This is a genomic window from Lentzea jiangxiensis (genome assembly GCF_900104175.1).
Classification (GTDB): Bacteria; Actinomycetota; Actinomycetes; order Mycobacteriales; family Pseudonocardiaceae; genus Lentzea; species Lentzea jiangxiensis.
Window position 1 is genome coordinate 64965 of record NZ_FNIX01000016.1, and the last position, 26185, is coordinate 91149.

Consider the following 26185-nt stretch of genomic DNA (forward strand, 5'->3'; position numbering starts at 1 on the left):
GTTTCCTGCCCGTGACGTGAGGGGGAGGTGTTGCCGGTGGTCAGGCCGACGATGGAAGACGTCGCCCTGCGCGCGGGGGTGTCGCGCGCACTGGTGTCACTGGTGATGCGCGGCTCACCCAAGGTGAGCGAGCTGCGACGCACCGCTGTGCTGAAGGCCGCGGAGGAGCTGGGGTACTCCCCGCACGCCATGGCGAGGTCGCTGGCCTCGCGCACGTCGACCGTCCTCGGCGTGATGGTGTCCGACCTGCACAACGCGTTCTTCGCCGAGGTCGTGGACGGCATCGACGAGGTGGCCCGCGAGCAGGGGTTCGACATCATCATCAACACCGGTGGGCGCTCGCCCGCCCGCGAACGCCGGGCCCTGGAGTCGTTGCTGTCCTTCCGGCCCGCCGGGCTGGTGCTGCTGTCGCCCGTCGTGCCGGCGACCGCCATCGGCAAGGCGGCCGAGCAACTGCCCGTCGTGCTGGTCGCGCGGTCGTCACGGGTGTCCACTGTGGATACGGTGAACGACGACGGCGAGACGGGCGCTCGCCTTGCCGTCGACCACCTGGTGTCGTTGGGCCACAAGCACATCGCTCACCTGGACGGCGGTGAGGGGTCTCAGGCCGGGCCGCGCCGGCGTGGGTACGTCGCCGCCATGGAGTCGCACGGGCTCGTGCCCCGGGTCGTGTCGTCCGAGTACACCGATGCGGCGGGCGCGCGGGCGATCCGCGGGTTGATCGAGGACGACGCCCTGCCCACGGCCATCCTGTCCTGCAACGACTTCAACGCCGTCGGCGCCATCTCGGCCTTGGAGGACGCCGGGCTGCGCGTGCCCGCCGACGTCTCCGTCGTGGGGTACGACAACACGTCGCTGGCCGCCCTGCGCCACGTCTCGCTGACCACGATCGACCAGCCCCGTGCCGAGTTCGGGCGGCTGGCTGCTTCCGCGCTGCTGCAACGGGTTCGCGACGGCCGCACCGAACCCGTGCGCCATCTGCTGAACCCCTCTCTCGTCGTCCGGACCACGACAGCTCCCCCAGGAGGACCGCGTTGAGCACCATCCCCCACTGGATCGACGGCGCCCGCACCACCGGGGTGTCGTCCCGGACCTCCGACGTCTTCGACCCAGCCACCGGGGCGGTCGCCGCGCGGGTCGTGCTCGCCGAGCAGGCCGACGTCGACCTCGCCGTCTCGTCCTCGCTGAAGGCGGCCCGGTCGTGGTCGGAGTCGTCGCTGTCGACGCGGTCGCGGATCCTCTTCGAGTACCGCCACCTCCTGCACACCCACCGCGACGAGCTCGCCGCGATCATCACGTCCGAGCACGGCAAGGTGCTCTCGGACGCGGCCGGTGAGGTGCAGCGCGGCCTGGAGGTCGTCGAGTTCGCGTGCGGCATCCCGCAGCTGCTCAAGGGCGAGCACTCCGAGCAGGTCTCGCGCGGGGTCGACGCCTACTCGCTGCGGCAGCCGCTGGGTGTCGTCGCGGGCGTCACGCCGTTCAACTTCCCGGTGATGGTGCCGATGTGGATGTTTCCCGTCGCCATCGCCTGCGGGAACACGTTCGTGCTGAAGCCTTCGGAGCGCGACCCGTCCGCGTCGGTGCGGCTGGCCGAGCTGTTCCAGGAGGCCGGGCTGCCCGACGGCGTGCTCAACGTGCTCCAAGGCGACGCCTTCGCGGTCAACGCCCTGCTCGACCACCCGGACGTCGCCGCGGCGTCGTTCGTCGGCTCCACCCCGATCGCGCGGCACGTGTACTCGCGCGGCACCGCGGCCGGCAAGCGCGTGCAGGCCCTCGGTGGCGCGAAGAACCACATGGTCGTCCTGCCCGACGCCGACCTCGACGTGGCCGCCGACGCCGCCGTTTCCGCGGGGTACGGCTCCGCCGGCGAACGGTGCATGGCGATCTCCGTGGTCGTGGCCGTGGGACCGGCCGGGGACGAGCTGGTCGCGAAGATCGCGGAACGGACCCGCGAGCTGCACCCGTCCGTGCTGCCCGGCACCGACCCCTCGGCGCAGATGGGGCCGCTGGTCACCGGGGCGCACCGGGACCGCGTGCGGTCCTACGTGGACGCGGGCGAGGCCGCGGGCGCGTCCCTGGTCGTCGACGGACGGGGTCACGCGCCGGAGGGCCACGAGGACGGCTTCTGGCTGGCGCCGACGTTGTTCGACCACGTCACGCCCGAGATGACGATCTACACCGACGAGATCTTCGGACCGGTGCTCTCGGTCGTGCGCGCCGAGACGTTCGAGGACGCCCTGGAGCTGGTGAACGCCAACCCGTACGGCAACGGCACCGCGATCTACACCGGGGACGGGCTCGCCGCGCGCGAGTTCCAGCGGCGGGTGCACGTCGGCATGGTCGGGATCAACGTGCCGATCCCCGTCCCGATGGCCTACTACTCGTTCGGCGGGTGGAAGGACTCGCTGTTCGGCGACACGCACGTGCACGGGGCCGAGGGCGTGCGGTTCTACACGCGCGCCAAGGCCGTGACGGCGCGGTGGCCGCAGCAGCACGGCGTGAACCTGGGCTTCCCGACGCACGGCTGATCCGTTCGGAGCAACGGCCGTCTCGCTGCGAGGCGGCCGTTGTCGTACCTGGTACGAACCAATCGAAGAGCGAACAACTCGCTGATCTGGACCGACGAACTAAGCGAACGATTGTCCTGCTGAAAATTTCCACGGTTCGCCGATCATGGAATAGCAGTGCGCGATCATCGGCTCGACAAAGACGCTGGACACACAGGTAGTATCCGCGTTCACAGCCGAACAACTCCCCTCTTTCTCGCGGGCAAGCCGCTGCCCGTTACAAATGTCGCGGGAAAGGGAGAGGAACGCCGCAAGCAGGAGGATCGACCACGATGTCGCCCAGCGAGGACGACAGTCCGTTCGCGACGGCATGCCGCGCCGCCACCGGTTGCGAATTCATCCGCGCTCTCGACGGGTTGCGCAGGTCGAGGCAGCTGTCGTTCCGGCAGGTGTCGGACAACGCCGGCGGCCTGGTCCTGGCGAAGAGCTCCGCGCACGCGATGTGCACCTACCGGATGCCGAAGCACGAGGAAGCGCTGAGGGCCTTCCTGACCGGCTGCGGCGAGCCGGAGGAGGCGCAGGAGCGGTGGGTCGGGCAGTGGCGGCGTGTGACGGCCTCCCGCGCCAACAGGAGGCCGCACCCCGCTGCTCAGCTGGTCCAAAGCTCGGCCAGGGGCTTCTCACCACCGGAGTAGCATTCCGGCGTCCGCGAGCCTAACGCCGCACACGGGTTACGCCTAGACAGTTGGACGACATTGGACGTTGCCGTTCCGAACAATTGTCCCCGGACGTGGTCAGAAGCTCCTGAGAACATGCCAAAAACTGGACATTTGGACGCCGTTGGACGGCTTTGCACGCCGATGGACGGCACGCGGAAAAAACCTGGACGATGATTCGGTTGGCAATCACCCGTGTGAGTGACATGCTCGTGGTCGAGCCGCTCTGTCGCACAGTCCGCGGCAACGCCAATTGACCGCGCAGACGATTCTCGGCATCCGGCTTTTCGTTGTTCTGCCACTCAGCTGGTCCACCCGGCGCACGGTGACGCCTGCGCCGGGCCCCACCTCAGGAGTTTCGGATGACCACGACCCCCTACAGCGGGCCTCTGCACCCCCGCCGGCGGTGCTCCACCTCCGGATCGAGCACCGTGCTGCTCGCGGCGCTCGCGTTCGGCTTCACCGGCTGGATGCTCGGGCAGGGCCACTCGCCGGTCGCCGCCATCGCCACGACGAGCGCGGTTCTGGCCGTGACGGTCGCGCTGGGCGGCAGCCGGCCGCTCACCGCGAGGTTCGGCCCGCTGCCGCCCGCCGGTCCGATGGTGATCTGGCAGGAAGAGCAGCGATGACCTACCCGGAGGGCGATCCGCTCGAGCGCCTCAACCGGCTCTGGTCCCAGCTCGTGTCCGGGCTGTCCCGGCCGGGCCGGCGGGCGGAAGCGATCGCCGCGTACCGCGAGGTGAGCGCACTGCTCACCGCCGAGCTCGGCATCGGGCCCGACCCGGTGCGGCCGCTGGTCGCGACGTCGACCGCGGAGCTGCGGGCCGCGACCGAGGCGGAGTTCGTCGAGCTGCTGCGGACGATCCACGCGCGGTCCGGGCTGACGCTGCCGGAGCTGTCGCGGCGGGCGGGGCAGGTGCTGCCGCGCAGCCAGGTCTACTCGCTGCTCAAGCGCGCCAGGCTGCCGACGAAGCCCGAGCAGGTGCGGACGTTCGTGACCATCTGCGGGCTGCCGGAACCGCAGGTCGCCCGCGTGATGGAGCTGTGGGCGACGTTGCGCGAGCAGACCGAGCTCGCCGTCAGAGGACCCGAGGACGAGAAGCCGTTCGCGATCCTGATCGTGCGCACCGCATGAGAAAGCCCCCGCCCGGTTCCTGGGCGGGGGCTTGCACACGACGCGTTCAGGCGTCCATCTTCTCACGCTCCGGCGCGGCGGCCGCGGCGGGGGTCTTCGGGAGGAACTTCCTGATCAGCGGGAAGAACAGGATCACGACGATGACCACGTAGACGACGATCGCCATCGGGCTGTTGACCAGGCCGGTCAGCGAGCCGTCGGACAGCTGCAGCGAGCGCCGCATCTGCTGTTCCGCGGCCGGGCCGAGGATCACGCCGATGATCGCGGGCAGCACCGGCAGGCCGTAACGGCGCATGCCGAAGCCCAGCAGGCCGATCACGAACATCAGCAGCAGGTCGAAGATGTCCGCGTTGACCGCGTAGGCGCCGACCGAGGCGAAGAACAGGATGCCCGCGTAGAGGTACGGCCGCGGGATGCGCAGCAGCTTCGCCCACAGCGGGGCCAGCGGCAGGTTCAGGACCAGCAGCAGGGTCAGGCCGATGAACAGCGACGCGATCAGCGCCCACACCAGGCCGGACTCGCGCTGGAACAGCAACGGGCCCGGCTGGATGCCGTACTGCTGGAACGCCGCGAGCATGACGGCCGCGACCGCCGTGGTCGGCAGGCCCAGCGTCAGCATCGTGACCAGGGTGCCCGCCGCGGAAGCGGAGGCCGTCGACTCCGGGCCCGCCACGCCTTCGATGGCGCCCTTGCCGAACTCGTCCTTGTGCTTGGAGAGCCGCTTCTCCGCCACGTACGACAGGAACGTCGGGATCTCCGCGCCGCCGGCCGGGATCGCGCCGAACGGGAAGCCGATCACCGGGCCGCGCAGCCACGGCTTCCAGGTGCGCTTCAGGTCCGCCTTCGACAGCCACGGGCGGCCGACCGGGATCGGCTCGAACGGCTTGCGGCGCAGGTGGGCGGCCACCCACAGGGCCTCGCCGACCGCGAACAGCGCCACGGCGACCACGACGATGTCGATGCCGTCGGCCAGGTGCAGTGAGCCGAACGTCAGGCGCTGCTGACCGGTCATCTCGTCCAGGCCGACCAGGCCGAGCGTCAGGCCGATGAGCAACGACGCGAAGCCGCGGATCCGCGAGGCGCCGAGCACCGAGGTGACGGCGATGAACGCGAGCACCATGACGGCGAACAGGTCCGGTGCGCCGATGTCGACGGCGTGCTTGGCGACGAACGGGGCCAGCAGGACGATCAGGACCGTACCGATGATGCCGCCGGTGAAGTGGCCGATGGCCGCCGCGGCAAGCGCTTGCGCACCCCGGCCCTTGCGGGCCATGGGATTGCCTTCGAACGCCGCCACGACCGCGGCGCTCTCACCCGGGGTGTTGAGCAGGATCGACGTGGTCGAGCCGCCGAACATGCCGCCGTAGTAGATGCCCGCGAACATGATGAACGCGCCGGTGGGCTCCATGCCGTAGGTGACGGGCAGCAGCAGCGCCACCGCCATGGCCGGGCCGATGCCCGGCAGGACGCCGATCGCGGTGCCGAGCAGCACGCCGACGGCGGCGAGCAGCAGGTGCGTCGGCGTCAGCGCGGTGGCGAAGCCGTCGAGCAGTTGTTCCACCTAGAACACCTCCATCAACGGGCCACCGGGGAGCGGGACTCCGAGCAGGTTGTTGAACATGACGAACGTGAAGATCGAGAGACCGGCCGCGATCAACGGGTCGCGCACCAGGTTGCGGCTGCCGAGCGCGTAGGCGGACCCCCAGAACAGGATCGCGCCGGAGATCGGGAACCCGACCACGCCGATCAGGGCGGCGTTCGCGAGGAAGGCGCCGCACAGCAGCAGCACCGTGCGCCAGTCGGCGGGGGCGGACAGGTCGACGTCCTCGCCCGCCTCGGCCTCGCCCTTGCCGCCGCGCAGCACGTCGCGGGCCAGCAGCGCGGCGACGACCAGCAGCAGCGAGCCGACGAGGATCGGCACCGCCTTCGGGCCGACGGGGCCGCGCTGGGCGAAGTCGGTGGGGATGCGCAGCGCGTCGGTGAGCACCAGCACGCCGAGCACGACCAGCAGCACGCAGATGCCCAGCTCGGAGTGTTCGCGGAGCCAGCTCCCGCGCTCCGGCTTCGTCACGGTCGTCATGCCAGCCCCAAGTCCTTGAGCACCGTTGCCACCCGCTTGTTCTCGTTGTCCAGGAAGGTCCCGAACTCGTCTCCCGGCGCGAAGGCGTCCGTCCACCCGTTGCGCTGCAGCGCTTCTTTCCACTGCGGCGTCTTCTGCAGGTTCTGGAAGACCTCGACCAGCTTCGCCCTGTCGGTCGGCGAGATGCCGGGCGGAGCGACGATGCCGCGCCAGTTGGTGAACTCGACGTCCACACCGGACTGCCGCAGCGTCGGCGCGTCGATGCCCCCGATGCGGTCCTTGCTCGTCACCGCGAGGACCCTCAGCGTGCCGGCCTGGATCTGGTCGCGGTACTCGCCGACGCCCGAGACGCCGAACGCGACCTTGCCGCCGAGCACCGACGCGAGCAGCTCGCCACCGCCGTCGAACGGGATGTAGTTCACCGTCTTCGGCTCCAGGCCCACGGCCTTCGCCATCAGCATCGGCGCCAGGTGGTCGGGGCCGCCGGGAGCCGAACCGCCGCCGACCGTCACGGTGCCGGGGTTGGCCTTCCAGGCGTCGACCAGCTGTTGCATCGACGTGTACGGCGAGTCCTTCGCCACCACGACGATGTCCGGTTCCTCGATCAGCTTCGCGATCGGGGTGGTGTCGAGCAGCGAGTTCGGCGACTTGTTCGTGTACACCGCGCCCACGACGCCCAGGCCCATCGACATGATCAGCTTGCCGTTGCCGCGCTCACCGACCGTGCGACCGAGCCCGATCGTGCCGCCCGCGCCGGGGAGGTTGAACACCTCGGCGTTGCGCAGCAGGTCGGCGTCCTCCATGGCCTTCGCCGCCGTACGGGCCGTGATGTCGTACCCGCCGCCGGGCGCGTTCGGCACCAGCACCCGCAGCGCGCGCACCTGGTTCGTTTCGCCGCTGTCCGCACCCGGCGTCAGCAGCGGTGGCACGAGCAGGACGGCGAGCAACGCCGCCGCCACTGCCACCCACACCTTCACCGACACTGTGATCCCCGCCTCTCGTCCGCGTGGTTGGACATGTTGCACTCGTGTAAACCTGGATGTCGCTCTTGCGCTTTTAAGGTTTCTTTCGGTCTTTCTGGTCACGGGAGGTGACATGCGCCGCCGCCGTTCCCTGGCCAGCCAGCTCCTCGCCTGGCAACTCGTAGTCGTCACGTTGCTGCTGGTCGCGGTGGGCGCGCTGACGGTCGTCCAGACGGCCGGCAACTTCCGCTCGAACGAGGAACGCCGGATGCTGGCGGTCGCCGAGACGGTGGCCGCGAACTCGCTGGTCCAGGAGCGGATGGGCAACTGGCGCGAGCTGTCCGCGCCCGCCGAGACGGCCCGCAGCCTGTCCGGCGCCTCCTACGTGCTGATCCTCGACGACCGGCGGCTCGTGATCGCCTCGCCGGACCCGGCGCAGATCGGGTCCACCCTGGACACGAGGACGACCGCGCTCGAGGGCCGGTCCTGGACGGGCACGGCCGGCGACTCGATCGAGGCGCACGTGCCGGTGTTCGACCCGGTCAGCCGCAGGGTCAACGGCATGGTGGTCGCGGGTGCGGAGGACCCCGGCATCTTCGCCGGCGCGCTGGAGCAGCCCGTCGACGTGCTGCGCTACCTGGCGATCGCGTTGATCATCGGCGTCACCGGCTCACTGCTGCTCGCGCGCCGCGTGAAGAACCAGACGCTCGGGCTGGAGCCGCACGAGATCACCGCGCTGGTCGAGAACCGCGAGGCGTTGCTGCACGGCATTCGAGAGGGCGTCGTAGGACTCGACGGTCAGAACAGGATCACGCTGGTCAACGACCACGCGAGCGACCTGCTCGCGTTGCCGGAGGACGCGGTCGGCCGCTCGGTCGAGGAGCTGGAGCTCAACGACCGGCTGCGCGACGTGCTGACGGGCCGCGCGACCGGCGTCGACCAGCTCGTGCTGCGGCAGGGCGTCGTGCTGACGTTGAACCGCATGCCGATCGAGAGCGGCGAGGGCGCGGTCGTGACGCTGCGGGACCGCACGGAACTCCTTGCGCTGCAGCACGAGCTCGACGCCTCGCAGCACGCGACGGACACGCTGCGGGCGCAGGCGCACGAGTTCGCCAACCGGCTGCACACCATCGCCGGCCTGATCGCGCTGAAGGAGTACGACGAGGTCACCCACTACATTCACCAGATCAGCTCGGCGCAGGACCAGTGGCGGACCGAGGTCAGCTCGTCGATCGGCGACTCCGCCGTGGCCGCGCTGCTGATCGCCAAGGCGTCGCTCGCGGCCGAACGCGGCACGGCGCTGCGGCTCGCCGCGGACAGCGTGCTGGGCAGGGTCGACGAGGCGCTGTCGGCGGATCTGGTGATGGTGCTCGGAAATCTCGTCGACAACGCGCTGGACGCGCTGAGCTCGCTGAGCGCCGACGGCGCCGGGAAGTGGATCGAGGTGGGTGTGGTGCAGCTGGACGACGAGGTCCAGGTCGTGGTGCGCGACTCGGGTCCGGGCGTGGCTCCGGAGCTCGCGGAAGAGGTGTTCCGGCACGGCTTCACGACCAAGGCGGCATCGCACGGCGAACGCGGGATCGGGCTCGCGCTGATCAGACGGGCGTGCCTGCGCCGCGGCGGTTCGGTGAGCGTGTCCGGGTCGGTCTTCACGGCAAGGCTGCCCTGGTGATCCGGGTGCTGGTCGTCGACGACGACTTCATGGTGGCCAAGGTGCACAGCGGGTACGTGGCGCGCACCGAGGGGTTCGAGGTCGTGGGCGTCGCGCACAACGGCGCGGACGCGTTGCGGCTGGTCGCGTCGCTGAAGCCGGACCTGGTGCTGCTCGACGTCTACCTGCCGGACGTGAACGGGCTCGAAGTGCTGAAGTCGTTGCGCGCCAACGAGGACGTGGACGTCATCGTCATCACCGCCGCGACGGACGTGGACACCGTGCGCAGTGCGATGCGCGGTGGCGTGCTGCACTACCTGATCAAGCCGTTCGACCACTCGGCGCTGCGCGACCAGCTCGCGCACTTCGCGGCGCTGCGGGAGAAGCTGCGCGGGCTCGCCTCGGCCGGGCAGGCGGACGTGGACCAGGTGTTCGGTGCTCGACCGACGTCGAAACCGTTGCTGCCCAAGGGTTTGACGCCGGAGACCGCGCGGCTCGTCGAGGGTGCCCTGAGGTCGCGCCCGGAGGGCTTGTCGGCGTCGGAGTGCGCCTCGACGACCGGCGTCGCGCGGGTGAGCGCACGCCGGTACCTGGAGCACTTCGTGTCGACGGGACGGGCCGAGGTCCGGTTGCGGTACGGCGGGACCGGCCGTCCCGAACGGATCTACGCGTTAGTCCCAGGAGCCTGAACGACCGCGCTTGGTCTGCGCACGCCGCTTCTTGCCGGCGATGCGCCGTTCCTTCGAGCCCTTGGTGGGCTTCGTCGCCCGGCGCACCGGCGGTGGCGGCGCTGCGGCGGCCCGCAGAACGGCGGCCAGGCGTTCGCGGGCCGCGGCGCGGTTCTGCAGCTGCGCGCGGTGCTCGGACGCGGCGATCGTGAGCACGCCGTCGACGAGCCGGCCCGCCAGCCGGTCGAGCATCCGGGCCTTGAGGTGATCGGGGACCGACGGCGAGGCAGCCAGGTCGAACGAGAGCTCCACACGGCTGTCCGCCGTGTTCACCCCCTGCCCGCCCGGCCCACCTGACCGGGAAAAACGCTCGCGCAACTCGGACGCCGGCACCACCAGCGTCCGAGTCACGGTCACGTCGTTCATGCCTCCAGGTTAGAAGGTGAGGCCCGGCAGTGTCGCGATCTTTATCAGGGCGTCCCTGCCGAGGACCGGGGCCGGCCTGCTCGGCGCGGAGTTCCAGTCGGACAGGCCGGGGACGTCGGGGACGAACGCCCCGAGGTTGGTGCTGCGGATCTCGATGTACGTGCCGTCCGGGCGGTACGCGCGCACGTCGTGCGCCAGCAGGCCGTCCTCGCGGCGCAACAGGCTGGACCGCACCTCGATGCCGTCGACGTTCTCGATCCGGCAGTCCGCGCCCTCCTCGGGCAGGCACGCGGGGGCCTTCGCGCCGGGATCGCGGTGCAGCAGGATCGTCAGGGCGCTGGAGCCCTGCGCGTCCACCAGCAGCGCCGCCGCCTGGCGCTTCCCGTCGCGTTCGAAGAACTGCAGCGCCTTCGCTCCCGGCGCGTCCTCCGCCTTCACGCCCGGCGGGACGATTCCGGCGTTGCGCAGGGTCGACGTGAGCCGGGCGTTCTCGTCGAGGACCGGGGCCGCTTCGCTCACCTGGTTGCTGCTCGCCTTCTCCGGCGACGCCAGGTAGCCGGCCGTGCCGAACCCCGCCAGCAGCACGAACGCCAGCGCGCCCGCGATCGCGGTGCGGCGGCGCACCAGCTTCGTCCGGCCCTTCCGGATCACCTCGGAGGTGTGGATCCGCGACACCGGCTCGTCCTCCAGCAGGTGGCGCAGCGCGGCGAGCCCCTTGGCGGCCTGGCTCTTCACCGTGCCCTCCGTCCTGCCGAGGATGCGGGCGGTCTCGGTGATGCTCAGGTCCTCCCAGTACCGCAGCACGACGACAGCGCGCTGCCCGGCGGGCAGCGCGCTGAGCGCCTCGCGCAGGTCCAGGTCGGCCGTGGTGTCCACGACCGCGCTCTCGGGCACGGTGTCCACGATGCGTTCGCGCTGGAAGAAGCCGCGCCGGGTCTCGTCGATGGCGGTCCGCACGAGCACCTTGCGCGCGTAGGCGTCGACGCTGTCCTTGCGCACGCGCGACCAGGCCACGTACATCTTGATCAACGCCTGCTGGACGATGTCCTCCGCGCGGTGCCAGTCGCCGCACAGCAGATAGGCCGTGCGGCGCATGACGAGAGCGCGTGCGTCGACGAACTCCCCGAACTCGCGGTCCCGGTCCAAGTGCCCCCTCCTCGGTCGCCGCTTACTACGCGGCGACCGGTTCAGGAGGTTGCCTCAGAAACGCGGGTGATCGCCGACGAGGGCGGCGCCGCCCTCCGCGGACTTCGTGATCTCGCCGAGCACCCACGCCGGGATGTGGCGGGCGGTGAGCACGGCCAGCGCGCGGTCGACGTCCTCGGGCGCGACGACGGCGACCATGCCGACGCCCATGTTGAACGCCTTCTCCATCTCCTCGCGCTCCACGCGGCCGCGCTGGGCGATGAGCTGGAACACCGGCGCGGGCGTCCAGGTGCCGCGGTCGAGCTGCGCGTGCAGGCCCTGCGGCAGCACACGGGCCAGGTTCGCGGCGAGGCCACCACCGGTGACGTGCGAGAACCCGCGGACCTCCGTCTCGGCGATCAGCGCCAGGCAGTCCTTGGCGTAGATCTTGGTCGGCTCCAGCAGCTCCTCGCCGAGGGTGCGGCCGAACTCCTCGACGTGGCCCTCGAGCGGCATGCGCGCGATCTCCAGCAGCACGCGGCGCGCGAGCGAGTAGCCGTTCGAGTGCAGGCCGGACGAGCCCATCGCGATCACGACGTCGCCGTCGCGGACCCTGTCCGGGCCGAGCAGCTTCGACTGCTCGACCACGCCCACGCCCGTGCCGGAGATGTCGTAGTCGTCGTCGCCCATCAGGCCGGGGTGCTCGGCCGTCTCGCCGCCGAGCAGCGCGCAGCCGGCCTGGACGCAGCCCTCGGCGATGCCCTTGACCAGCGCCGCGATCTTGTCGGGGACGACCCGGCCGACCGCGATGTAGTCCTGGACGAACAGCGGCTCGGCGCCGCACACGACCAGGTCGTCGACGATCATGGCGACCAGGTCGATGCCGACCGTGTCGTGCTTGTCCAGCGCCTGCGCGATCGCGATCTTGGTGCCGACGCCGTCCGTCGACGAGGCGAGGACCGGCTCCTTCCAGCGGTCGAGCTTGAGCTGGAACAGGCCCGCGAAGCCGCCGATGCCGCCCAGAACCTCGGGCCGGTGCGCCTTGGCCGCCCACGGCTTGAGCTTCTCCACCGCCTCGTCACCTGCGGCGATACTGACTCCGGCGGCGGCGTAGGTGGCCTTGGCGCTGTCGGTCACGTCAACTTCTTCCACTTGGATATCGGGTGCCTAGGGACGACGCAGGGCGTCTTCGGCACCATAGCCGTTCGGCAGGACGGGAGCCGCCGAGCCCGAGACACCCTTGAGGCCCTCGAGCAGGTGCTTGCCGATGAGCGCGTCCTGCGGCAGCTCGATCGGGTACTCGCCGTCGAAGCACGCCGAGCACAGCCGCGTCTTGGGCTGCTCGGTGGCCGCGACGAGCTGCTCCAGCGACACGTAGCCCAGCGAGTCGGCGCCGACCGACCGGCGGATGCCGTCGTCGTCCAGGCCGTTCGCGATGAGCTCGGCCCGCGAGGCGAAGTCGATGCCGTAGAAGCACGGCCACTTCACGGGCGGCGACGCGATCCGGACGTGCACCTCGAGGGCGCCGGCCTCGCGCAACATGCGCACGAGCGCGCGCTGGGTGTTGCCGCGCACGATCGAGTCGTCCACGACGACGAGCCGCTTGCCGCGGATGACGTCGCGCAGCGGGTTCAGCTTCAGCCGGATGCCGAGCTGGCGGATGGTCTGAGACGGCTGGATGAACGTCCGGCCGACGTAGGCGTTCTTGACCAGGCCCGACCCGTACGGGATGCCGCTGGCCTGCGCGTACCCGATCGCGGCCGGCGTGCCGGACTCGGGCACCGGGATCACGAGGTCCGCCTCGACCGGGTGCTCCTTGGCGAGGCGGCGGCCGATCTCGACGCGGGTCGCGTGGACGCCGCGCCCGGAGATCGTCGTGTCCGGCCGCGCCAGGTAGACGTACTCGAAGATGCAGCCCTTGGGCTCGGGCGTCGCGAACCGGGTGGACCGCAGCCCGTCCTCGTCGATCGCGATCAGCTCACCGGGCTCGACCTCGCGCACGAAGCTCGCGCCGACGATGTCGAGGGCGGCGGTCTCGCTCGCGACGACCCAGCCGCGCTCCAGCCGGCCGAGGACCAGCGGGCGCACGCCGTGCGGGTCGCGCGCCGCGTACAGCGTGGACTCGTCGGAGAAGGTCAGGCAGTACGCGCCCTTGACCGTCGGGAGCAGCTCCAGGGCGGCCTGCTCGATGCCCTTGTCGGCGGCCGCGTGCGCGAGCAGCCCGGTGAGGATGTCCGAGTCGGTCGTGGCGCCGTTGCGGCTGGTGATGCCGAGGGCCTTGGCCTTCTCCAGCAGCTCGGCGGTGTTCACGAGGTTGCCGTTGTGGCCGAGGCTCAGCCCCGATCCCGCGGCGGTGGTGCGGAACGTCGGCTGGGCGTTCTCCCAGGTCGTGGACCCGGTGGTGGAGTAGCGGCAGTGCCCGACGGCCACGTGGCCCTTGAGCGACTGCAGGACCTGCTCGTCGAACACCTGGCTGACGAGCCCGAGGTCCTTGAAGACGACGACCTGGGCCCCGTCTCCGACCGAGATGCCGGCCGCCTCCTGGCCGCGGTGCTGCAGGGCGTAGAGGCCGTAGTAGGTCAGCTTGGAAACGTCTTCACCGGGAGCCCAGACGCCGAAGACGCCGCACTCCTCACGGGGTTCCTGTTCGGACGGGGAATGGTCGTCGACCACCGAATTGGCTCCCTCACGACGGGGCTGGCTGCGCCTCCGAGTGTATGTGGCGCAGGGGGCCAATTACCCCATGCAGACCCCGGGTGAGGTGATGAAGCTCATGCCTCTGGAGCAGAACGGGACCCCGTTCCGCTCCAGCGCGGCGACCAGTCAGGCCTTGTGGCAGTTCGTCGTCTGCGTGCGGGTCGAGATGTGTTTCTCGTCGACCCGTTGCTGCACGACGTGGCACACGACCTCGTCGCCGACGGCCACCGGACCCGAGAACTCCTTCGCGAGGACCCGGCCCGAGTACCAGTCGCTGATCATGGCCCTCGGCTGCTCCTGCGCCAGCACGAGCTCGTAGCCCTCGGAGTCCGCCTTGGTGACCTTGAACCTGACGTCGCCCTCGAACTTGTCGCCGCCACCGCACGCGGTCACCGCGAGGCAGCACGTCAGGACGACCGCGAGCCCGCGCATCAGTGCCCCCGTCCGACCTGCAGGACGTCCAGCACGCGACGGTCCCCGGTCATCTCCCTGTAGTTCATCCGGTTCCACAGCCAGAAGTAGACGAGCTCGGCCTCACCGGTCACCTGCGCGTCGCCCTCCTCGCCGGGAGCGGCGGCACGGATCCGCGGCGCCTCGTCCGGTGCCAGGGAGATCAGCCACGACTCGGGCACGTCCGCCGGCCGCACGACGGCGCTTCCCGACACCATGTTCGGCACGTCGCCGTCGAGCTTGGCCGCGACGATCGTGGTCAGCACCTCGTCGATGCCGTCCACGCACAGGTCGGCGTCGGTGGCCACGACCTGGCGGACGACGGTCTGGGCGTCGAACCGGCGCAGCACCGTCTCGTGCGCGATCCGGCGGTGCCACACCCACGCGAGGTCGGGCGCCGCGGGCGAGAACGTCCAGACGGGCCGGTTGCCCGGCACGGCGGTGAGGATCTCCGCGGCGGCGGTGATCTGCAGGTCGAGGTACTCGAGCGGCGACAGGCCGGCCCGCGGCTCCGGCGGCCGCATCGCGGTGCGGCTGCCGGTGCGCAGGTACGGGGTCGAGGTCTCGAGGAAGCGCCCGAGGTGGATGACCAGGTCCTGAACGGTCCAGCCGGGGCGGGTCGGCACCTCGGCGGCCGGGTCCGCCTCCGCCACCGCCTCGCGGAACATCTCCGCCTGCTCGACGAACGCAGCGGTCCACCGCTCGGCCGTCCACCCTGTCTGCACCATGAGCGACATCGTGCCCGAAACGTTCATCGCACGAGTGGGGAACCGGCCATGATGTGACTGCGTCGCAGTGACCGAGGACCAACACGGGGGTGGCGATGTTCGGCGTTGAGCCAGAGCTGCTGCGCAACGCGTCCAAGGAGTTCGGCAACGGCTCCGACGCGGTGCGGGAGGCGGCCGAGATGATCTCGATGCTGCGGCTGGACCCCGGTGCGCTGGGCGAGGTCGACGGCGCCGCCGAGTTCGCCGGCGCGCTCGCGGAGTTCGTCGGCACGCACGCCCAGGACCTGCAGCGCGGGTCCGCCTGGATCAACGACGCCGCCGAGGGCCTGGTGTCGAACGCCGACGCCTACCAGCGCACGGACGAGGACCACGCGGCGGTGCTGAAGAAGCTCTTCTCCGGATTCGGGGGCGGCAAGTGAGCTACACGGACCCCGAGAGCCTGTACGGCAAGCTCGCCTCGGGCGACGCCGGCCGCATCGCCGCCGCCGCCGACCCCATCACCGGCGCGATCAGCGCGGTCGGACGAGCCGGTGAGTCGGTCGCCAGGGGCGGCAAGACCGCGGTCAGCAGCTGGGTCGGCGACACCGCCACCCGGTTCACCGCGCGCGCCGAGCTGTCCGCCACCGCCGCCAAGGCCGCCGTCGACCGGCTCGGTGCCGGCGTCGACATCGTCCAGGCCGCCTCGCGCGCCTACAGCCAGATGCGCGGTGCCGCCGACCAGGCCATCGGCGTCTGGCGCGGTCGTCCGCCCGGCCTGGACGCCGAGCAGACGCGCCAGCTGGCCCAGCAGGTCAACGAGCACCTGACCAAGGTGAAGGCGGGCTACGGCAACGTCCTGCGCTCGTACGCGAGCGCCCTCACCAGGATCCCGCCGGGCTTCGAGCAGTCCGCGCGCACCGACAGCGGCTGGAGCCGTGCCGCCGAGCGCGCCGGCGCCTCCGGCCCGCTGCCTCCCGTGCCGCCGCCGGGCAGCGACCCGAAGGCCGTCGCCGACTGGTGGAAGTCGCTCAGCCCCGCGCAGCAGGAAGCGCTCAAGAACACGAAGTACCAGGAGCTCGGCCAGCTCCGCGGCCTGCCCGCCGACGTGCTCGACTTCGCCAACCGCAAGCGGATCCCCGAGGACGCGGCCCGGTTCAACGCGGAGAAGGACCAGCTCGAGCAGCAGCTGGCCGACCGTGCGCGCGAGCTGGGCGTCGACCCGGACTCGCCGGAGGGCCAGCGGGCGCTGCGCAACGACGCCCAGGGCTCGCAGCTGATGTCGCAGTACGACGAAGCCGCGCGCCGGGCGAAGAACGCGGACGACGCGGTCGGCGCGTTGGGCAAGGCCGACTCGCTTAGCGACGAGAACGGCAAGAAGGCGTACGTCCTCGCGTGGAGCCCGGACGGCGCGGGTGCCAAGGAAGGCGCGATCGCCGTCGCGTTCGGCAACCCCGACACGGCGGAGAACGTCGCGGTCTGCGTGCCGGGCACCACGTCCAAGCTCAGCAGCTTCGGCCTCGACCAGGCCGCGAACCTCAGCGGCGAGATGGGACCGAACGGCGCCGCGATCCAGTGGCTCGGCTACGACGCGCCGGAGTTCCTGCCCGGCCAGGTGAACGACCCGGAGCAGGCCCGCGAGGGTGGCGCGATCCTCGCGAAGGACGTCGAGGGCTACCGCACGACCAACCCGAACGCGCACGTCACGGTCGTCGGCCACAGCTACGGCAGCACGGTCGTCGGCTACTCGGCGATGGACAACGGGCTCAAGGCGGACGACATCGTGTTCGTCGGCTCGCCGGGCGTCGGCGCGTCCAACGTGGACCAGCTCTCGGCCGGCGCCGGGCACGTCTACGTCGGCGGCACGGAGCACGACCCGGTCATCCAGGCGACCAGCGGTGACTGGTTCACCAAGGACGGGTCGTCGACCGGTCCTTACGACTCCTCGTTCGGCGCCAAGACGTTCGGCACGTCCGGCGAGTCCTGGATCGGGCACGCCCACTCGTCCTACTACGACAAGGGCACCGAGTCGCTCAGCAACATCGCGAAGATCGCCAGCGGCGAGGGCGGCAGCGTCAGCGAGCAGCGCTGGCAGGACGCCCCCACCCCGCGCGAGGTGCCCGGTTCGGACCTGCCGGTGGCGGGCCCGGTCATCGACTGGGGCGTCAACACCGGCAAGGAGGTCGTCGACATCGGCGAGGACGTCTGGCGCGGTGGCGGCCAGGTCGTGGACGACATCTCGAACGGCCGCTGGGGTGACGCGGCGGGCCACGCCGCGGACACCCTCGGCGAGGTGGCGAGCGACGCGGGCGACGTCGTGGTCGACACCGTCGGCAACGCGGTCGAGCTGGGCCGGGACGTCGTCGAGGGCGTCGGCGGCGTGGCGAAGACGATCGGTTCCTGGTTCTAGCCCGGTTCCTGGAAGCGCACGACCGGCAGCAGGGGTGAGAGGTCGGCACGGGTCCCCGACGCGGTGACCCGGCCGTCCAGGGCGTCGGCCCACTCGAGGCTGCCGGTCGCCAGTTCGAGCCACGTGCGGGCGTCGGTCTCGACGACGTTCGGGGGCGTGCCGCGGGTGTGGCGCGGGCCCTCGACGCACTGCACGGCGGCGAACGGCGGCACGCGCACCTCGACGCTGCGGCCGGGCGCGATCTGCTCCAGGGTGCGCAGGCTCAGGCGGACCGCGGCGGCGAGCACGGGGCGTTCCGGCTGGTCAGCCTCACCGCGCAGCCACGGCAGCACGGCCTGCACCGCTGCTCGCATCTCGGCGGGGTCGACGGCTCTGGCTGGCACGCCGCCCACATTAGCGAAGGGCCAGCGGCACTCCCGGGGCTGTTGGTATATCTGAACGGTGATCAGGAACTTCGCCGTCGTCGGTCCCGGGCAGGCGACCAGGGAGCGGCTGACGGCCGCTCTGGCGGCGGCACCGGACATCTCGGTCTACCGGATCGGGCGAGGTGCGGACCCGTTGCCGGTCTCGGCCACGTTCGACCCCTCCGACCAGCCGGGGTGCCGGAGCCTGCTGGACTGGTTCGAGCGCGGTGCGCCGTCGGGTGCGGTGCTGCTGGTGGACGACTGGGCGCTGTGCGCGGAGTTCGACCGCGGGCTGGAGCGGACCGTCGAGTGGATCGCCGCTTTCGGTCCCGCGCAAGGGGTGCAGGTCGTCGTCACCGCGCGGAAGTGGGCGGACGTGCCCGGCCGGTTGCGCCGCCGGTTGCACGGCGAGGCCACGGACTTCCTGGCGCTGCACGGCATCGAGCCCGACCTGAGCAACAAGCACCAGCACCGGGACCTCAGGGTCGCCGTCGGTTCCGACGACCGCGGCTGGCCGGTGCACCTGCACATCAGCGTGGACGGCGACGGCTACCTGGGCGCCTACGTCGGTCCGGCGGCTCAACGGGAGCAGAAGGTGCTCACCGCGTTGCTGGGGTTGATGGTCACGCACTCGTCCGCGGACCTGAACATCGGTTGCGTCGACATGGCGGACATCGGCGTGTTCGACGGCCTGGAACACGCGCCCCACATGGCCTTCAGCCTCAACGGCGGCGACAGCGCCGAGACCTTCGAGCGGTTCGGGCAGGGCCTCCAAGGCGAGATCGCCCGGCGTCAGGAGTTGCTGCGCGCCGCCGGGGGATGCCGCGACTTCCACGACTACCGCGCCAAGGTCCTCGCGGGTGAGGACCTCGAACCGCTGCCCGCCCTGCTGGTCTGCGTGGACAGCGCGGAGGTGGTGCCGCGGCGGCACCCCCGCTTCGCGGACGCCCTGAACGCGGTCACGAGCGCGGGCCGCGTCCTGGGCGTCTACGTGCTCTGCTCGGGGGACTCGTTCCCCGAGGGGTTGCGGGCGTCGGTGAGGTCGGAGTGGCCCTCCGGGGAGCCGCCGCACGACCTCGAGGAATGGGCCGACGTGCTCCCGCGGGCGTTGGCGGGGTCCGGTCCGCCCGCCCGCCCGCTCGTCCCGCCGCCGTTGTCCGACAGCGGGAAGGAGCTCAGGCTGAGCATGCTGCCGCCCGGGGGCATCGGCATCGTGGACCTGCCGTTCGAGCAGCGCCTCGCCGTCATGATCGTCCACTTCGACGAGCACCGGCGGCACGGCGCCATCGTCGGCGGGCCGGGGACGGGCAAGAGCACGACCCTGCGCACCCTGGCGACCGTGCTCGGGGACGAGGTGCACAGGTACCAGCTGCTCGACGGCCCCGGCGAGCCGATCGACCCGGAGCGCCACGTCGTCGTGACCGCGCGGACGTGGGACGAGGTGCCGCGGTTCATCCAGGACAGCCTGGCGTTCGCCGTCGAGTTCCGGCTCGACGACCCGGCCACCTCGAAGTTCGCTCCGCATCGCGCGGCCTTCGTGCCGGACAGGCCCGGCTTCTGCCTGTCCTGGCCCGACGTCCAGCAGGCGCGGATAGCGCTGCCGTGAACCACCTCGCGCTCATCGGACCGGCCGCCCTCGTCACGCGCCGCCTCGCGGGGACGCAGGGCGTCTACCGCATCGGTCGGGGCGCCCTGCCCGGGGTCGCGGTCACCTTCGAACCCGGTGACGAGCGGCGGCGGCAGAACCTGCTGGCGTGGTTCGAACGGGGCGCGGAGCCGGGCGCGACGCTGCTCGTCGACGACTGGAAGTACTGCAGCGACACCGATCCCGGGCTCGCCGACTCCGTCCGCTGGATCGCCGCGGCGGCGTGGAACGTGCGGGTCGTCGTCACCGCGCGGTCGCTCGACGAGCTGCCGGACCGGGTGCCGCTGCGGGTCGAGGTGCTGGACTTCCTGGCACTGCACGGGATGACGCGCTTCACGAAGGCGCTCTCGTGGAAGGGGCGGTGGTGGAAGGTCCCGGTCGGCGTGGGTCCCGGCGGGGAACCGGTGGCGGTGCGGCTCACCCACTTCGCCGACGAGAAGTGGCGCACGGGCTCGCACCTGAGCGCCCCCGCGCGCGGGACGTTCCGGAGCCTGGTGCTGGGCCTGATGACCACGCACTCGCCCAAGCTGTTCCAGGCGGTCTTCATCGACGCGCACGACACCGACGCGTTCGCCGGGCTCGACCGGGCTCCGCACGTGATGGCTCATCACCGTGACGCGGCAGGGGATTGCGCCCGGATCGCGGCGGAGCTCCGCGCGGAGTCGGAACGCCGGCTCGAGGTCGTCGGCAACACCTGGACGATCTTCGACCACCGCGGCTTCGACCAGGTGCTGCCGCAGCTGCTGGTCTGCGTCACCGGTTTCGCCGACCTGGCGGCCACGGAGCTCGGCGAGGCACTCCTCACCATCGCGCGGGACGTCCGCCAGTCCGGGATGCAGCTGCTGCTCGACGCACCGCACGACGTGGCCCTGCCGATCGGCGACTGCGAGGTGCCGGCGAACCTCGACGAGGCGGCGGAGTCGTTGCCGCGGTCGATGCACGACCCCGAGCCCGTCCCCGACTTCTCCACCCTGCACGAGGCGCCGGCCCACTCGTGGCGGCCGCGGCCGGTGAAGCTGCAGTACCGGGTCCCGGTCGGAGTGGACGAGCACGGGCAGCCGGTCGAGATCGACCTGAAGTCCCAGCACCTCCAGGACGGGATGGGGCCGCACGGCGACGTCGTCGCACCGGACGGGCGCCGGGCGGAGGGCATCCGCGCGCTGGTGCTCGGCCAGATGCTGCGGCACTCACCGCAGGACCTCCAGGTCGTCCTGATCGACTTCCACGGCGGCGGGATCTTCGCCGGCCTGGACGGCGCACCGCACGTGCGGCACGGCATCGTCGACCTGCTCGCGGACCACGAACTGCGCACCGCGACGCTGGCCGACGCCCGCCACCGCACCATCTGGGAGCACCGGGCGGCGGGGTTCGCGCTTCCCGAGCTCCTGGTCTGCGTCGACGGCGTGCACGGGCTCCTGGCGGAACGTCCGGAGTTCGCGGAGGTCCTGGCCACCCTGGCGGCGGCGGGACGGACCTACGGCCAGCACCTCCTGCTGTCCGGCACGACGCCGAGCGAGTACGCGTCGTACCGGCTGGAGCTCACCGGCACCGGCTGGACCAGGCGGATCGGGAGGTCGGTGGAGCAGGTCGTGCTCCCCACCGACCTCCACGACGTCGTGTGGTCGTTGCCGATCAGGATGGCGGAGTCATGACCGGCGCAACTCCCGTTGCGCGTCGTACAGGTTGCGCGGCGTCACGTCCGTCGTGCCGTACAGCTCCAGGCGCGAGTTCAGCTCGCCGGTGAAGTCCGGCTTGTCCACCTGACCGAAGTCGCGGACCTCGGAGATCGCGACCGTGGCGCTGCACGGCGCCACCTGGTCGATGCGGACGTTGCCCGCGCGCTGGTTGGTGACGGTGACGTTCCAGTGCGCGAACCGGGCGCCGTACAACGGACCCGCGTTCGCGCTGCCGCCGTGCGCGCCGACGTTGTTGATCGTGATCTCGGTGCGGACGTTGGCGAACGGCAGACCGCGGTGGGTGTCGAAGACGTCGTGGTCCATCCGGCCGCGGGTCCAGACATTGCCGCACGACAGACCTTCGACGTTCAGGCCGTGGTTGCCCGCGCCCGCCTGCGAGGGCTCGGACGGCGCCTCGACCACGAAACCGTCGGTGAGGTTGTCGTGGGACTGCTCCCGCGTCGCGTACGCGTGGTGGTGACCACGGCCGGAAACGCGCGTGTTCAGCAGTGAGATCCCCTTGGAGGACACCAGGAGGAAGCCGTTGTCGACGTCGTGGACGTGGACGTCGTCGGCCCAGCAGTCCCACGCGCACTGGAACGCGAGGCCGTTGTAGCCCTTGTCCTGCAAGTGCTTCGGCGTCGGAACCTTGACCATCTCGATCCGGATGCCCTCGACGCCGGCACCGGTGACGACCGGCGCCATCGTGGTGAGGCGCGGCTCCCACTCCGGACGGATCTCCAGCGGCAGCGGTTGCGCGAGCTTGACCCTGTTGCCCCGCACCCACTCCACGCGCACCGGCCACAGGAACGGGAAGTACGACAGGAGCTTGTCCTTGTCGTCCCACCGGTAGGTGGACGTTCCGGGGACGTCGCCGCACATGTGCCCGGGCAGCGAGTAGCCGTCGTCGTCCAGGCGCAGCAGCACGCGCTGACCGGCGCGCAGCTCCCGTCCGTCCTCGACGGTCACCACGAACGCTCCGCGCGCCGCGGAGCCCGTGACGGCGGTGAGCGTCTCACCGGCCTCCAGCTCGTTGCCGGTCCAGCCCTCGAACGGCCACTTCCTCGCCTTGATCGCGTCGACCAACGGCCGGTAGCGGTCGCGGTGGCAGACCCACACGAGGCCGCCCGACCAGCTCCACGCCGAGTTCTCCGAGCCGTAGCGGCTGCGGTTGACGCCGACGATCTCCTCCAGCGAGCGGGTCGCGTGGAAGGTCGTCTTCGCACTGCCCGCGCCGCGCAGCACGACGTTGTCGTAGCCGATGCGGATGATGTCGTCGATCCGGTAGCGGCCCGGCGGGACGAGGACCGTGCCGCCGCCCAGCCTGCCGACGAACTCGACCGCCCGGTTGATCGCGGCCGAGGCGTCGGCCGAGCCGTCGCGGCGGGCGCCGAAGAACAGCACGTTCGCCAGCACGGGCCTGCGACCGGGTTTCTCACCGGTCCGGTAACCGGCGTAGGCGACGTTGGGGATCTGCGGGTGGTCGTACGGGTTCGCCACGAACTCCGACCACAGCGAGGCCGGGGACGCTGCCAAGGCAGTCCCCGCCGTCACGGGCGAGCCGACCAGCGCGATCCCCGCGGCCAGCAGGAATCGTCGTCTGTCGATGTTCATTTCGCCGTCTCCAAGGGGTCTTGGCCACGGCGGCGGTGGTCAGATCAAACCAGACATCACGCGCCGGCGGAATGAACCGCCTCGGCGATCAGGTCGTCGACCTGGCGCAGCATCCGGCGCGCGTCGGTCGGCGTGAACGTGCTCCACGGCGGCTGGCCGTTCGAGGCGCGGCGCTGCTGCAGGTAGCGGCCCTCCTCGGTGTCGAAGAACCCGACCACGCGCTCGGGGCGCCAGCGCTTGCCGTACCTGTCCCTGGCGGCGGCACCGAAGTTCCCGGTGTGGACGATGCCGGTGAACATCTTGACCAGCTGCTTGGCGTCGTCCTCGCGCAGCCCGATGCCGCGGAACGCCGCCTCGGTCGACTTCGGCGAGCCGTCGGTCCGGGCGATCGCCTTCTCGATGTCCGCGCTCGGCAGCGTCACGGAGATCCCGGTTCCGGCGGGGTGCTGCGGCAGCACCGACAGCACCGCGGAGGCGAGCCCGGAGCCCGTCCACGGCTGGAACGTCAGCTGGTCGTCGCGCAACGTCGCCACCGCGCACCAGTCGCCGTTCGCGACGGCGAGGACGCGGAGGCTGTGACCGAGCCAGAGGCGGCCATCGGCCTCCCGCTCGGGCCTGACGAACATGCGCAGCAACCCGTCCAGCTCGGACGACAGACCGCGCGAGTTGCCCAGGCGGCGCTGGTCGAGCTGGGCGTAGACGCGGTTCTCGAGCTGGACGCGCTCGTCACGCGTCTTGCCGGGTGTGGGGACCTTGAGCACGAGCGGCATGGGACCGGCGTCCATCCGGTCCCACACCACGTCGAACTCCTCGGCGGAGAGGGTGATCGGTTCCCTCTCCGCCGGAGCACCGAACAGAGTCACTCGGACAGGCCGCCGATGACCGGAGGAGCGACCATGCGGTCGTCGCCGAACACGTCGTCGGTCTCGACCAGGTAGTCGGCCGCCTTGTGCTCGATGTCGTCCTCGCCCTCGCCCTTCTGGCCGTGGGCACCACCGGCACCCATGCCGGCACCGGCCGCACCGGCCTTGCCCGCACCGGCACCGGCGCCCACGCCCGGACCGGAGCCCATCGCGCCGCCGCGCACCGCGTCAGGACCGGAGCCCATCGCGCCGCCGAGGCCACCGGGCATGCCGACGGCCTTCATCGCGCCCTGGCCGGACGCGCCGCCGCCGAGCGAACCCGACATCGGGGCGAACGCCTTGCCGCCACCGGGACCGCCACCGGGCAGGCCACCGCGGGGACCACCGGGGGCACCGGGCTGACCACCACGCGGACCACCGGAGCCACCACCGGGAACGCCCGTGGTCGGCCGGGTGAAGACCGGCCCGCCGGGAGGAACCGGCGTGAGCGTCGGGGTCGGCTGCGGCAGGTTCGTCGGCGGCGGGGTGTACGTGGGCGGCGGCGTCGGCGTCGACGGCGGCTGCGTCCACGACGTGTGCGTGGTGTCCGTCGGCGGCGGCGTCCAGCCGGTCGAGACCGGGGTCTGCGGGCCGGTCGGCGTCGCCCACGACGGGGTGGTCGTGCTCGTGTTGCCGGACGGCGACGGCGCACCGGTCGACGTGTAGCCCGCGCGCGTGCTGCCCGTGCCCGTGTCGGACGGGGGCGGCGTGTCGATCACGACCTGCGGCGGCGTCGGGAACTCGCCGAGCGTCGAGGAGTTCCAGCGGCTGTCGGACTGGTAGTCCTCCATGACCTTGACGGCCTGGGCCGCGGCGTTGTCCGCGGCGGCCTCCTGGCGCTCGTGGTCCATCTGCTGGCTCACGACGTGCGCCATGCCGACCGGACCGGTCAGCGCGCCGGCGGCCATGTCGAGGAGGCCCGGCTTCTCGGTCGTGACGGGCACGACCTCGGGCATCTTCTTGCGCGCGTCGGCGATGTACTCGCCCTGCAGGCGCGCGGAGCTCTCCATGGTGGTCGCGCCGGACTCGGCGAAACCGGCCCACTGGGCCAGCGGCGACAGCGCGCCCTGGGCGGCGTCGGAGGCGTCGGACTCCCAGTCCGCGCCCATCTTCGCGAGACCGTCGTGCAGGTCGCTGTCGATCCGCGCGAGCATCTCGGCGATCGACTTCCAGCCCTGCTCGACCGGGATGGACGCGGAGACGCCGGGACCGGAGTTGATCATCTTGTACAGCTCGGGGTGTCCGTACCCCTGGAAGCGGTGCTCAGTCATCTGTCAGTCCCCCTCTCAGCCCATGTCCCGCAGGTGCTTGCCCCACATGGCCTCGTTGTCGCCCTCGGTCTGGCGGTACTGCTCCTCGATCGCCTTGAGCTGCGCGATGACGCCGACGAGCTGTTCGCGGTAGGCGTCGAGCGCGGCGAGCGCCTTGCCCCTCGTCTGCTCGTTGAACGCCTTCGACGTCTCGTCGCTGATCGGGTCCGCGGCCCACGGCCTGGTCGGCAGCTCGTGCACAGCCGCCTTGATCTTGGCGTCGAACTCGTCGAGCGCGCGCTGGAAAGCGGCCCGCGCCTGTGGAATGGCGTGTGGCTCCACCTTCAGCTTGCGCTGCCCGAACTCTGAAGGCACCGTGGTGCCCCCACCGTCCGCGAGATACACGGCACACCCTCCTCAGTACGGCCCCAGGAGATGGGCCGCGTGTGCATTTGGAACGACTTTAGCTCTGATGCGTGACGCGGGTGACCGGTTCCCGGTACAAGACGGGTAGTTCTACTCGAACGTCACTTGGTCGCGAGAACGGCGCCGACGGCCTCGGCGAGCTTCTTCGCCTGCGCGCAAGCCCCGTCCACCGTGGACTTGTCCTCGCCGAACCCCCCGACGGCGTTCACCAGCAGCAACTGCCCGTCGTTGGCGTCGAGGTAGACATCGCAGGCCGGTCCGATCCCCGACACGTCCCGCCCGTCGACGTACGCGGGGTAGCCCGCGACCCGCGCCGGGGTGAGCTCCGCCTCACCGACGGTCTGCCTGAGCCGGTCCACACCACCGTTGACCAGCGTGTAGATCGACGACGAGTACGTGGCGTCCTCGTAGTTGTTGCTGCACGTCCGGCTGCCCTGGCCGTAGTCGGCCAGGGCGGGGCGCTCCGTCACGAGGCGGACGCCCAGAGCCGACTTCACCTCGGCCGTGTAGAGCGTGCAGGGGTCGAGCGCCTTCATGTCGACGGCCTTGGGCCTCGCCACCGGGGCGGAACCGGTCGACGACCCGGTCGCGGGCGCGTCGACCGCCCGCTGCCCCGCGGAGGGCGATCCCGGCTCGGTGGTCGAACACCCGCACAGCACGGCTGCCAGCAACAACGGGACGGCAAGTCGACGCATGCGGGTCAACGTACCGAATCACCGGGCACGGAGGGTGGCGAA

General features: G+C 71.2%; 26 protein-coding genes. 11 read left to right on the forward strand and 15 right to left on the reverse strand.

Annotated elements, in window-relative coordinates:
• Window positions 1-36: 36 nt before the first annotated feature.
• From BLQ91_RS30395 to BLQ91_RS41690, 5 genes are all read left to right on the forward strand, one after another.
• Window positions 37-1038: a LacI family DNA-binding transcriptional regulator gene (locus tag BLQ91_RS30395; RefSeq protein ID WP_090102559.1), complete on the forward strand. Its 1002-nt coding sequence runs from the start codon at window positions 37-39 to the stop codon at window positions 1036-1038.
• Complete coding sequence (locus tag BLQ91_RS30400; protein ID WP_090102362.1) at window positions 1035-2528, forward strand: CoA-acylating methylmalonate-semialdehyde dehydrogenase; 1494 nt, start codon at window positions 1035-1037, stop codon at window positions 2526-2528. The genes BLQ91_RS30395 and BLQ91_RS30400 overlap by 4 nt, the downstream gene beginning before the upstream one ends.
• Window positions 2529-2839: 311 nt before the next feature.
• Window positions 2840-3202, forward strand: coding sequence for a hypothetical protein (locus tag BLQ91_RS30405; RefSeq protein ID WP_090102366.1), 363 nt, complete (start codon window positions 2840-2842; stop codon window positions 3200-3202).
• Window positions 3203-3585: 383 nt separating this feature from the next.
• Window positions 3586-3852 carry a hypothetical protein gene (locus tag BLQ91_RS30410; protein ID WP_143022889.1) on the forward strand — a complete coding sequence of 89 codons (267 nt, stop codon included), beginning with the start codon at window positions 3586-3588 and terminating at the stop codon, window positions 3850-3852.
• Entirely contained in the window at window positions 3849-4358 is a 510-nt protein-coding gene (locus BLQ91_RS41690) for a BTAD domain-containing putative transcriptional regulator (RefSeq protein ID WP_090102370.1), read from the forward strand. Before BLQ91_RS30410 ends, BLQ91_RS41690 begins: the two co-directional genes overlap by 4 nt.
• Window positions 4359-4404: 46 nt before the next feature.
• Here BLQ91_RS41690 and BLQ91_RS30420 read toward each other — a convergent pair whose 3' ends face one another.
• Genes BLQ91_RS30420 through BLQ91_RS30430 form a run of 3 tightly spaced genes read right to left on the reverse strand, consistent with a single transcriptional unit; the run spans window position 4405 to window position 7403 of the window.
• Window positions 4405-5919 (reverse strand): tripartite tricarboxylate transporter permease, encoded by a 1515-nt coding sequence (locus BLQ91_RS30420; RefSeq protein WP_090102372.1) that lies wholly within the window; start codon window positions 5917-5919, stop codon window positions 4405-4407.
• Entirely contained in the window at window positions 5920-6438 is a 519-nt protein-coding gene (locus tag BLQ91_RS30425; RefSeq protein WP_090102374.1) for a tripartite tricarboxylate transporter TctB family protein, read from the reverse strand.
• Window positions 6435-7403 (reverse strand): Bug family tripartite tricarboxylate transporter substrate binding protein, encoded by a 969-nt coding sequence (locus BLQ91_RS30430; protein ID WP_245733924.1) that lies wholly within the window; start codon window positions 7401-7403, stop codon window positions 6435-6437. The genes BLQ91_RS30425 and BLQ91_RS30430 overlap by 4 nt, the downstream gene beginning before the upstream one ends.
• Before the next feature lie 130 nt (window positions 7404-7533).
• On the opposite strand from BLQ91_RS30430, the gene BLQ91_RS30435 reads away from it, so the two are divergent.
• Both BLQ91_RS30435 and BLQ91_RS30440 read left to right on the forward strand, forming a co-directional pair.
• Window positions 7534-9072, forward strand: a complete 1539-nt coding sequence (locus BLQ91_RS30435) for a sensor histidine kinase (RefSeq protein ID WP_090102378.1) — start codon at window positions 7534-7536, stop codon at window positions 9070-9072.
• On the forward strand, window positions 9069-9740 hold the full coding sequence (locus tag BLQ91_RS30440; RefSeq protein ID WP_090102561.1) for a response regulator: 672 nt from the start codon (window positions 9069-9071) through the stop codon (window positions 9738-9740). Before BLQ91_RS30435 ends, BLQ91_RS30440 begins: the two co-directional genes overlap by 4 nt.
• Here the strand turns inward: BLQ91_RS30440 and arfB are convergent.
• The 6 genes from arfB to BLQ91_RS30470 all read right to left on the reverse strand — a co-directional run bounded on the left by arfB (window position 9723) and on the right by BLQ91_RS30470 (window position 15145).
• The gene (arfB, locus tag BLQ91_RS30445) at window positions 9723-10145 is read right to left on the reverse strand and encodes an alternative ribosome rescue aminoacyl-tRNA hydrolase ArfB (protein ID WP_090102380.1); all 423 of its coding nucleotides are present in this window, start codon (window positions 10143-10145) and stop codon (window positions 9723-9725) included. The two genes, BLQ91_RS30440 and arfB, sit on opposite strands and share 18 nt — an antisense overlap.
• A gap of 9 nt (window positions 10146-10154) precedes the next feature.
• Window positions 10155-11291, reverse strand: a complete 1137-nt coding sequence (locus BLQ91_RS42970; protein ID WP_245733914.1) for a SigE family RNA polymerase sigma factor — start codon at window positions 11289-11291, stop codon at window positions 10155-10157.
• Between the two features lie 54 nt (window positions 11292-11345).
• Window positions 11346-12407, reverse strand: a complete 1062-nt coding sequence (purM, locus tag BLQ91_RS30455) for a phosphoribosylformylglycinamidine cyclo-ligase (RefSeq protein WP_090102382.1) — start codon at window positions 12405-12407, stop codon at window positions 11346-11348.
• Between the two features lie 30 nt (window positions 12408-12437).
• On the reverse strand, window positions 12438-13943 hold the full coding sequence (gene purF, locus BLQ91_RS30460) for an amidophosphoribosyltransferase (protein ID WP_090102384.1): 1506 nt from the start codon (window positions 13941-13943) through the stop codon (window positions 12438-12440).
• A 150-nt stretch (window positions 13944-14093) separates the two neighbouring features.
• The gene (locus BLQ91_RS30465; RefSeq protein ID WP_090102387.1) at window positions 14094-14399 is read right to left on the reverse strand and encodes a hypothetical protein; all 306 of its coding nucleotides are present in this window, start codon (window positions 14397-14399) and stop codon (window positions 14094-14096) included.
• On the reverse strand, window positions 14399-15145 hold the full coding sequence (locus BLQ91_RS30470) for a maleylpyruvate isomerase N-terminal domain-containing protein (RefSeq protein WP_245733915.1): 747 nt from the start codon (window positions 15143-15145) through the stop codon (window positions 14399-14401). The genes BLQ91_RS30465 and BLQ91_RS30470 overlap by 1 nt, the downstream gene beginning before the upstream one ends.
• A gap of 95 nt (window positions 15146-15240) precedes the next feature.
• Here BLQ91_RS30470 and BLQ91_RS30475 point away from each other — a divergent pair, with 95 nt between their 5' ends.
• Together BLQ91_RS30475 and BLQ91_RS30480 are read left to right on the forward strand one after the other, a co-directional pair.
• Window positions 15241-15564, forward strand: coding sequence for a type VII secretion target (locus BLQ91_RS30475; protein WP_090102567.1), 324 nt, complete (start codon window positions 15241-15243; stop codon window positions 15562-15564).
• Window positions 15561-17531: an alpha/beta hydrolase gene (locus BLQ91_RS30480; protein WP_090102389.1), complete on the forward strand. Its 1971-nt coding sequence runs from the start codon at window positions 15561-15563 to the stop codon at window positions 17529-17531. The genes BLQ91_RS30475 and BLQ91_RS30480 overlap by 4 nt, the downstream gene beginning before the upstream one ends.
• Here BLQ91_RS30480 and BLQ91_RS30485 read toward each other — a convergent pair.
• A complete protein-coding gene (locus BLQ91_RS30485) occupies window positions 17528-17884 on the reverse strand; it encodes a sterol carrier family protein (RefSeq protein ID WP_425412562.1) in 357 nt (118 codons plus the stop codon). The genes BLQ91_RS30480 and BLQ91_RS30485 overlap by 4 nt on opposite strands.
• Window positions 17885-17972: 88 nt before the next feature.
• On the opposite strand from BLQ91_RS30485, the gene BLQ91_RS30490 reads away from it, so the two are divergent.
• Window positions 17973-19541 (forward strand): type VII secretion protein EccC, encoded by a 1569-nt coding sequence (locus BLQ91_RS30490; RefSeq protein WP_090102391.1) that lies wholly within the window; start codon window positions 17973-17975, stop codon window positions 19539-19541.
• Window positions 19538-21232, forward strand: a complete 1695-nt coding sequence (locus BLQ91_RS30495; protein ID WP_090102393.1) for a hypothetical protein — start codon at window positions 19538-19540, stop codon at window positions 21230-21232. Before BLQ91_RS30490 ends, BLQ91_RS30495 begins: the two co-directional genes overlap by 4 nt.
• Here BLQ91_RS30495 and BLQ91_RS30500 read toward each other — a convergent pair.
• The 5 genes from BLQ91_RS30500 to BLQ91_RS30520 form a co-directional block, all read right to left on the reverse strand.
• Window positions 21227-22870: a glycosyl hydrolase family 28-related protein gene (locus BLQ91_RS30500; protein WP_090102395.1), complete on the reverse strand. Its 1644-nt coding sequence runs from the start codon at window positions 22868-22870 to the stop codon at window positions 21227-21229. The genes BLQ91_RS30495 and BLQ91_RS30500 overlap by 6 nt on opposite strands.
• A 56-nt stretch (window positions 22871-22926) precedes the next feature.
• Complete coding sequence (locus BLQ91_RS30505) at window positions 22927-23733, reverse strand: ESX secretion-associated protein EspG (protein WP_090102397.1); 807 nt, start codon at window positions 23731-23733, stop codon at window positions 22927-22929.
• Window positions 23730-25043: a PPE domain-containing protein gene (locus BLQ91_RS30510; RefSeq protein ID WP_090102399.1), complete on the reverse strand. Its 1314-nt coding sequence runs from the start codon at window positions 25041-25043 to the stop codon at window positions 23730-23732. Before BLQ91_RS30510 ends, BLQ91_RS30505 begins: the two co-directional genes overlap by 4 nt.
• A 15-nt stretch (window positions 25044-25058) precedes the next feature.
• Window positions 25059-25397, reverse strand: a complete 339-nt coding sequence (locus BLQ91_RS30515) for a transcriptional regulator (protein ID WP_143022890.1) — start codon at window positions 25395-25397, stop codon at window positions 25059-25061.
• Between the two features lie 152 nt (window positions 25398-25549).
• Window positions 25550-26143 carry a DUF3558 domain-containing protein gene (locus BLQ91_RS30520; RefSeq protein WP_090102403.1) on the reverse strand — a complete coding sequence of 198 codons (594 nt, stop codon included), beginning with the start codon at window positions 26141-26143 and terminating at the stop codon, window positions 25550-25552.
• Window positions 26144-26185 lie beyond the last annotated feature (42 nt).

Coding starts and splice junctions, on each gene's coding strand:
- BLQ91_RS30405 (WP_090102366.1), top strand. CDS start 2,840: ATGTCGCCCAGCGAGGACGACAGTCCGTTCGCGACGGCATGCCGCGCC.
- BLQ91_RS30410 (WP_143022889.1), top strand. CDS start 3,586: ATGACCACGACCCCCTACAGCGGGCCTCTGCACCCCCGCCGGCGGTGC.
- BLQ91_RS41690 (WP_090102370.1), top strand. CDS start 3,849: ATGACCTACCCGGAGGGCGATCCGCTCGAGCGCCTCAACCGGCTCTGG.
- BLQ91_RS30425 (WP_090102374.1), bottom strand. CDS start 6,438: ATGACGACCGTGACGAAGCCGGAGCGCGGGAGCTGGCTCCGCGAACAC.
- BLQ91_RS30435 (WP_090102378.1), top strand. CDS start 7,534: ATGCGCCGCCGCCGTTCCCTGGCCAGCCAGCTCCTCGCCTGGCAACTC.
- arfB (WP_090102380.1), bottom strand. CDS start 10,145: ATGAACGACGTGACCGTGACTCGGACGCTGGTGGTGCCGGCGTCCGAG.
- BLQ91_RS30465 (WP_090102387.1), bottom strand. CDS start 14,399: ATGCGCGGGCTCGCGGTCGTCCTGACGTGCTGCCTCGCGGTGACCGCG.
- BLQ91_RS30470 (WP_245733915.1), bottom strand. CDS start 15,145: ATGGTGCAGACAGGGTGGACGGCCGAGCGGTGGACCGCTGCGTTCGTC.
- BLQ91_RS30475 (WP_090102567.1), top strand. CDS start 15,241: ATGTTCGGCGTTGAGCCAGAGCTGCTGCGCAACGCGTCCAAGGAGTTC.
- BLQ91_RS30485 (WP_425412562.1), bottom strand. CDS start 17,884: ATGCGAGCAGCGGTGCAGGCCGTGCTGCCGTGGCTGCGCGGTGAGGCT.
- BLQ91_RS30500 (WP_090102395.1), bottom strand. CDS start 22,870: ATGAACATCGACAGACGACGATTCCTGCTGGCCGCGGGGATCGCGCTG.
- BLQ91_RS30510 (WP_090102399.1), bottom strand. CDS start 25,043: ATGACTGAGCACCGCTTCCAGGGGTACGGACACCCCGAGCTGTACAAG.
- BLQ91_RS30520 (WP_090102403.1), bottom strand. CDS start 26,143: ATGCGTCGACTTGCCGTCCCGTTGTTGCTGGCAGCCGTGCTGTGCGGG.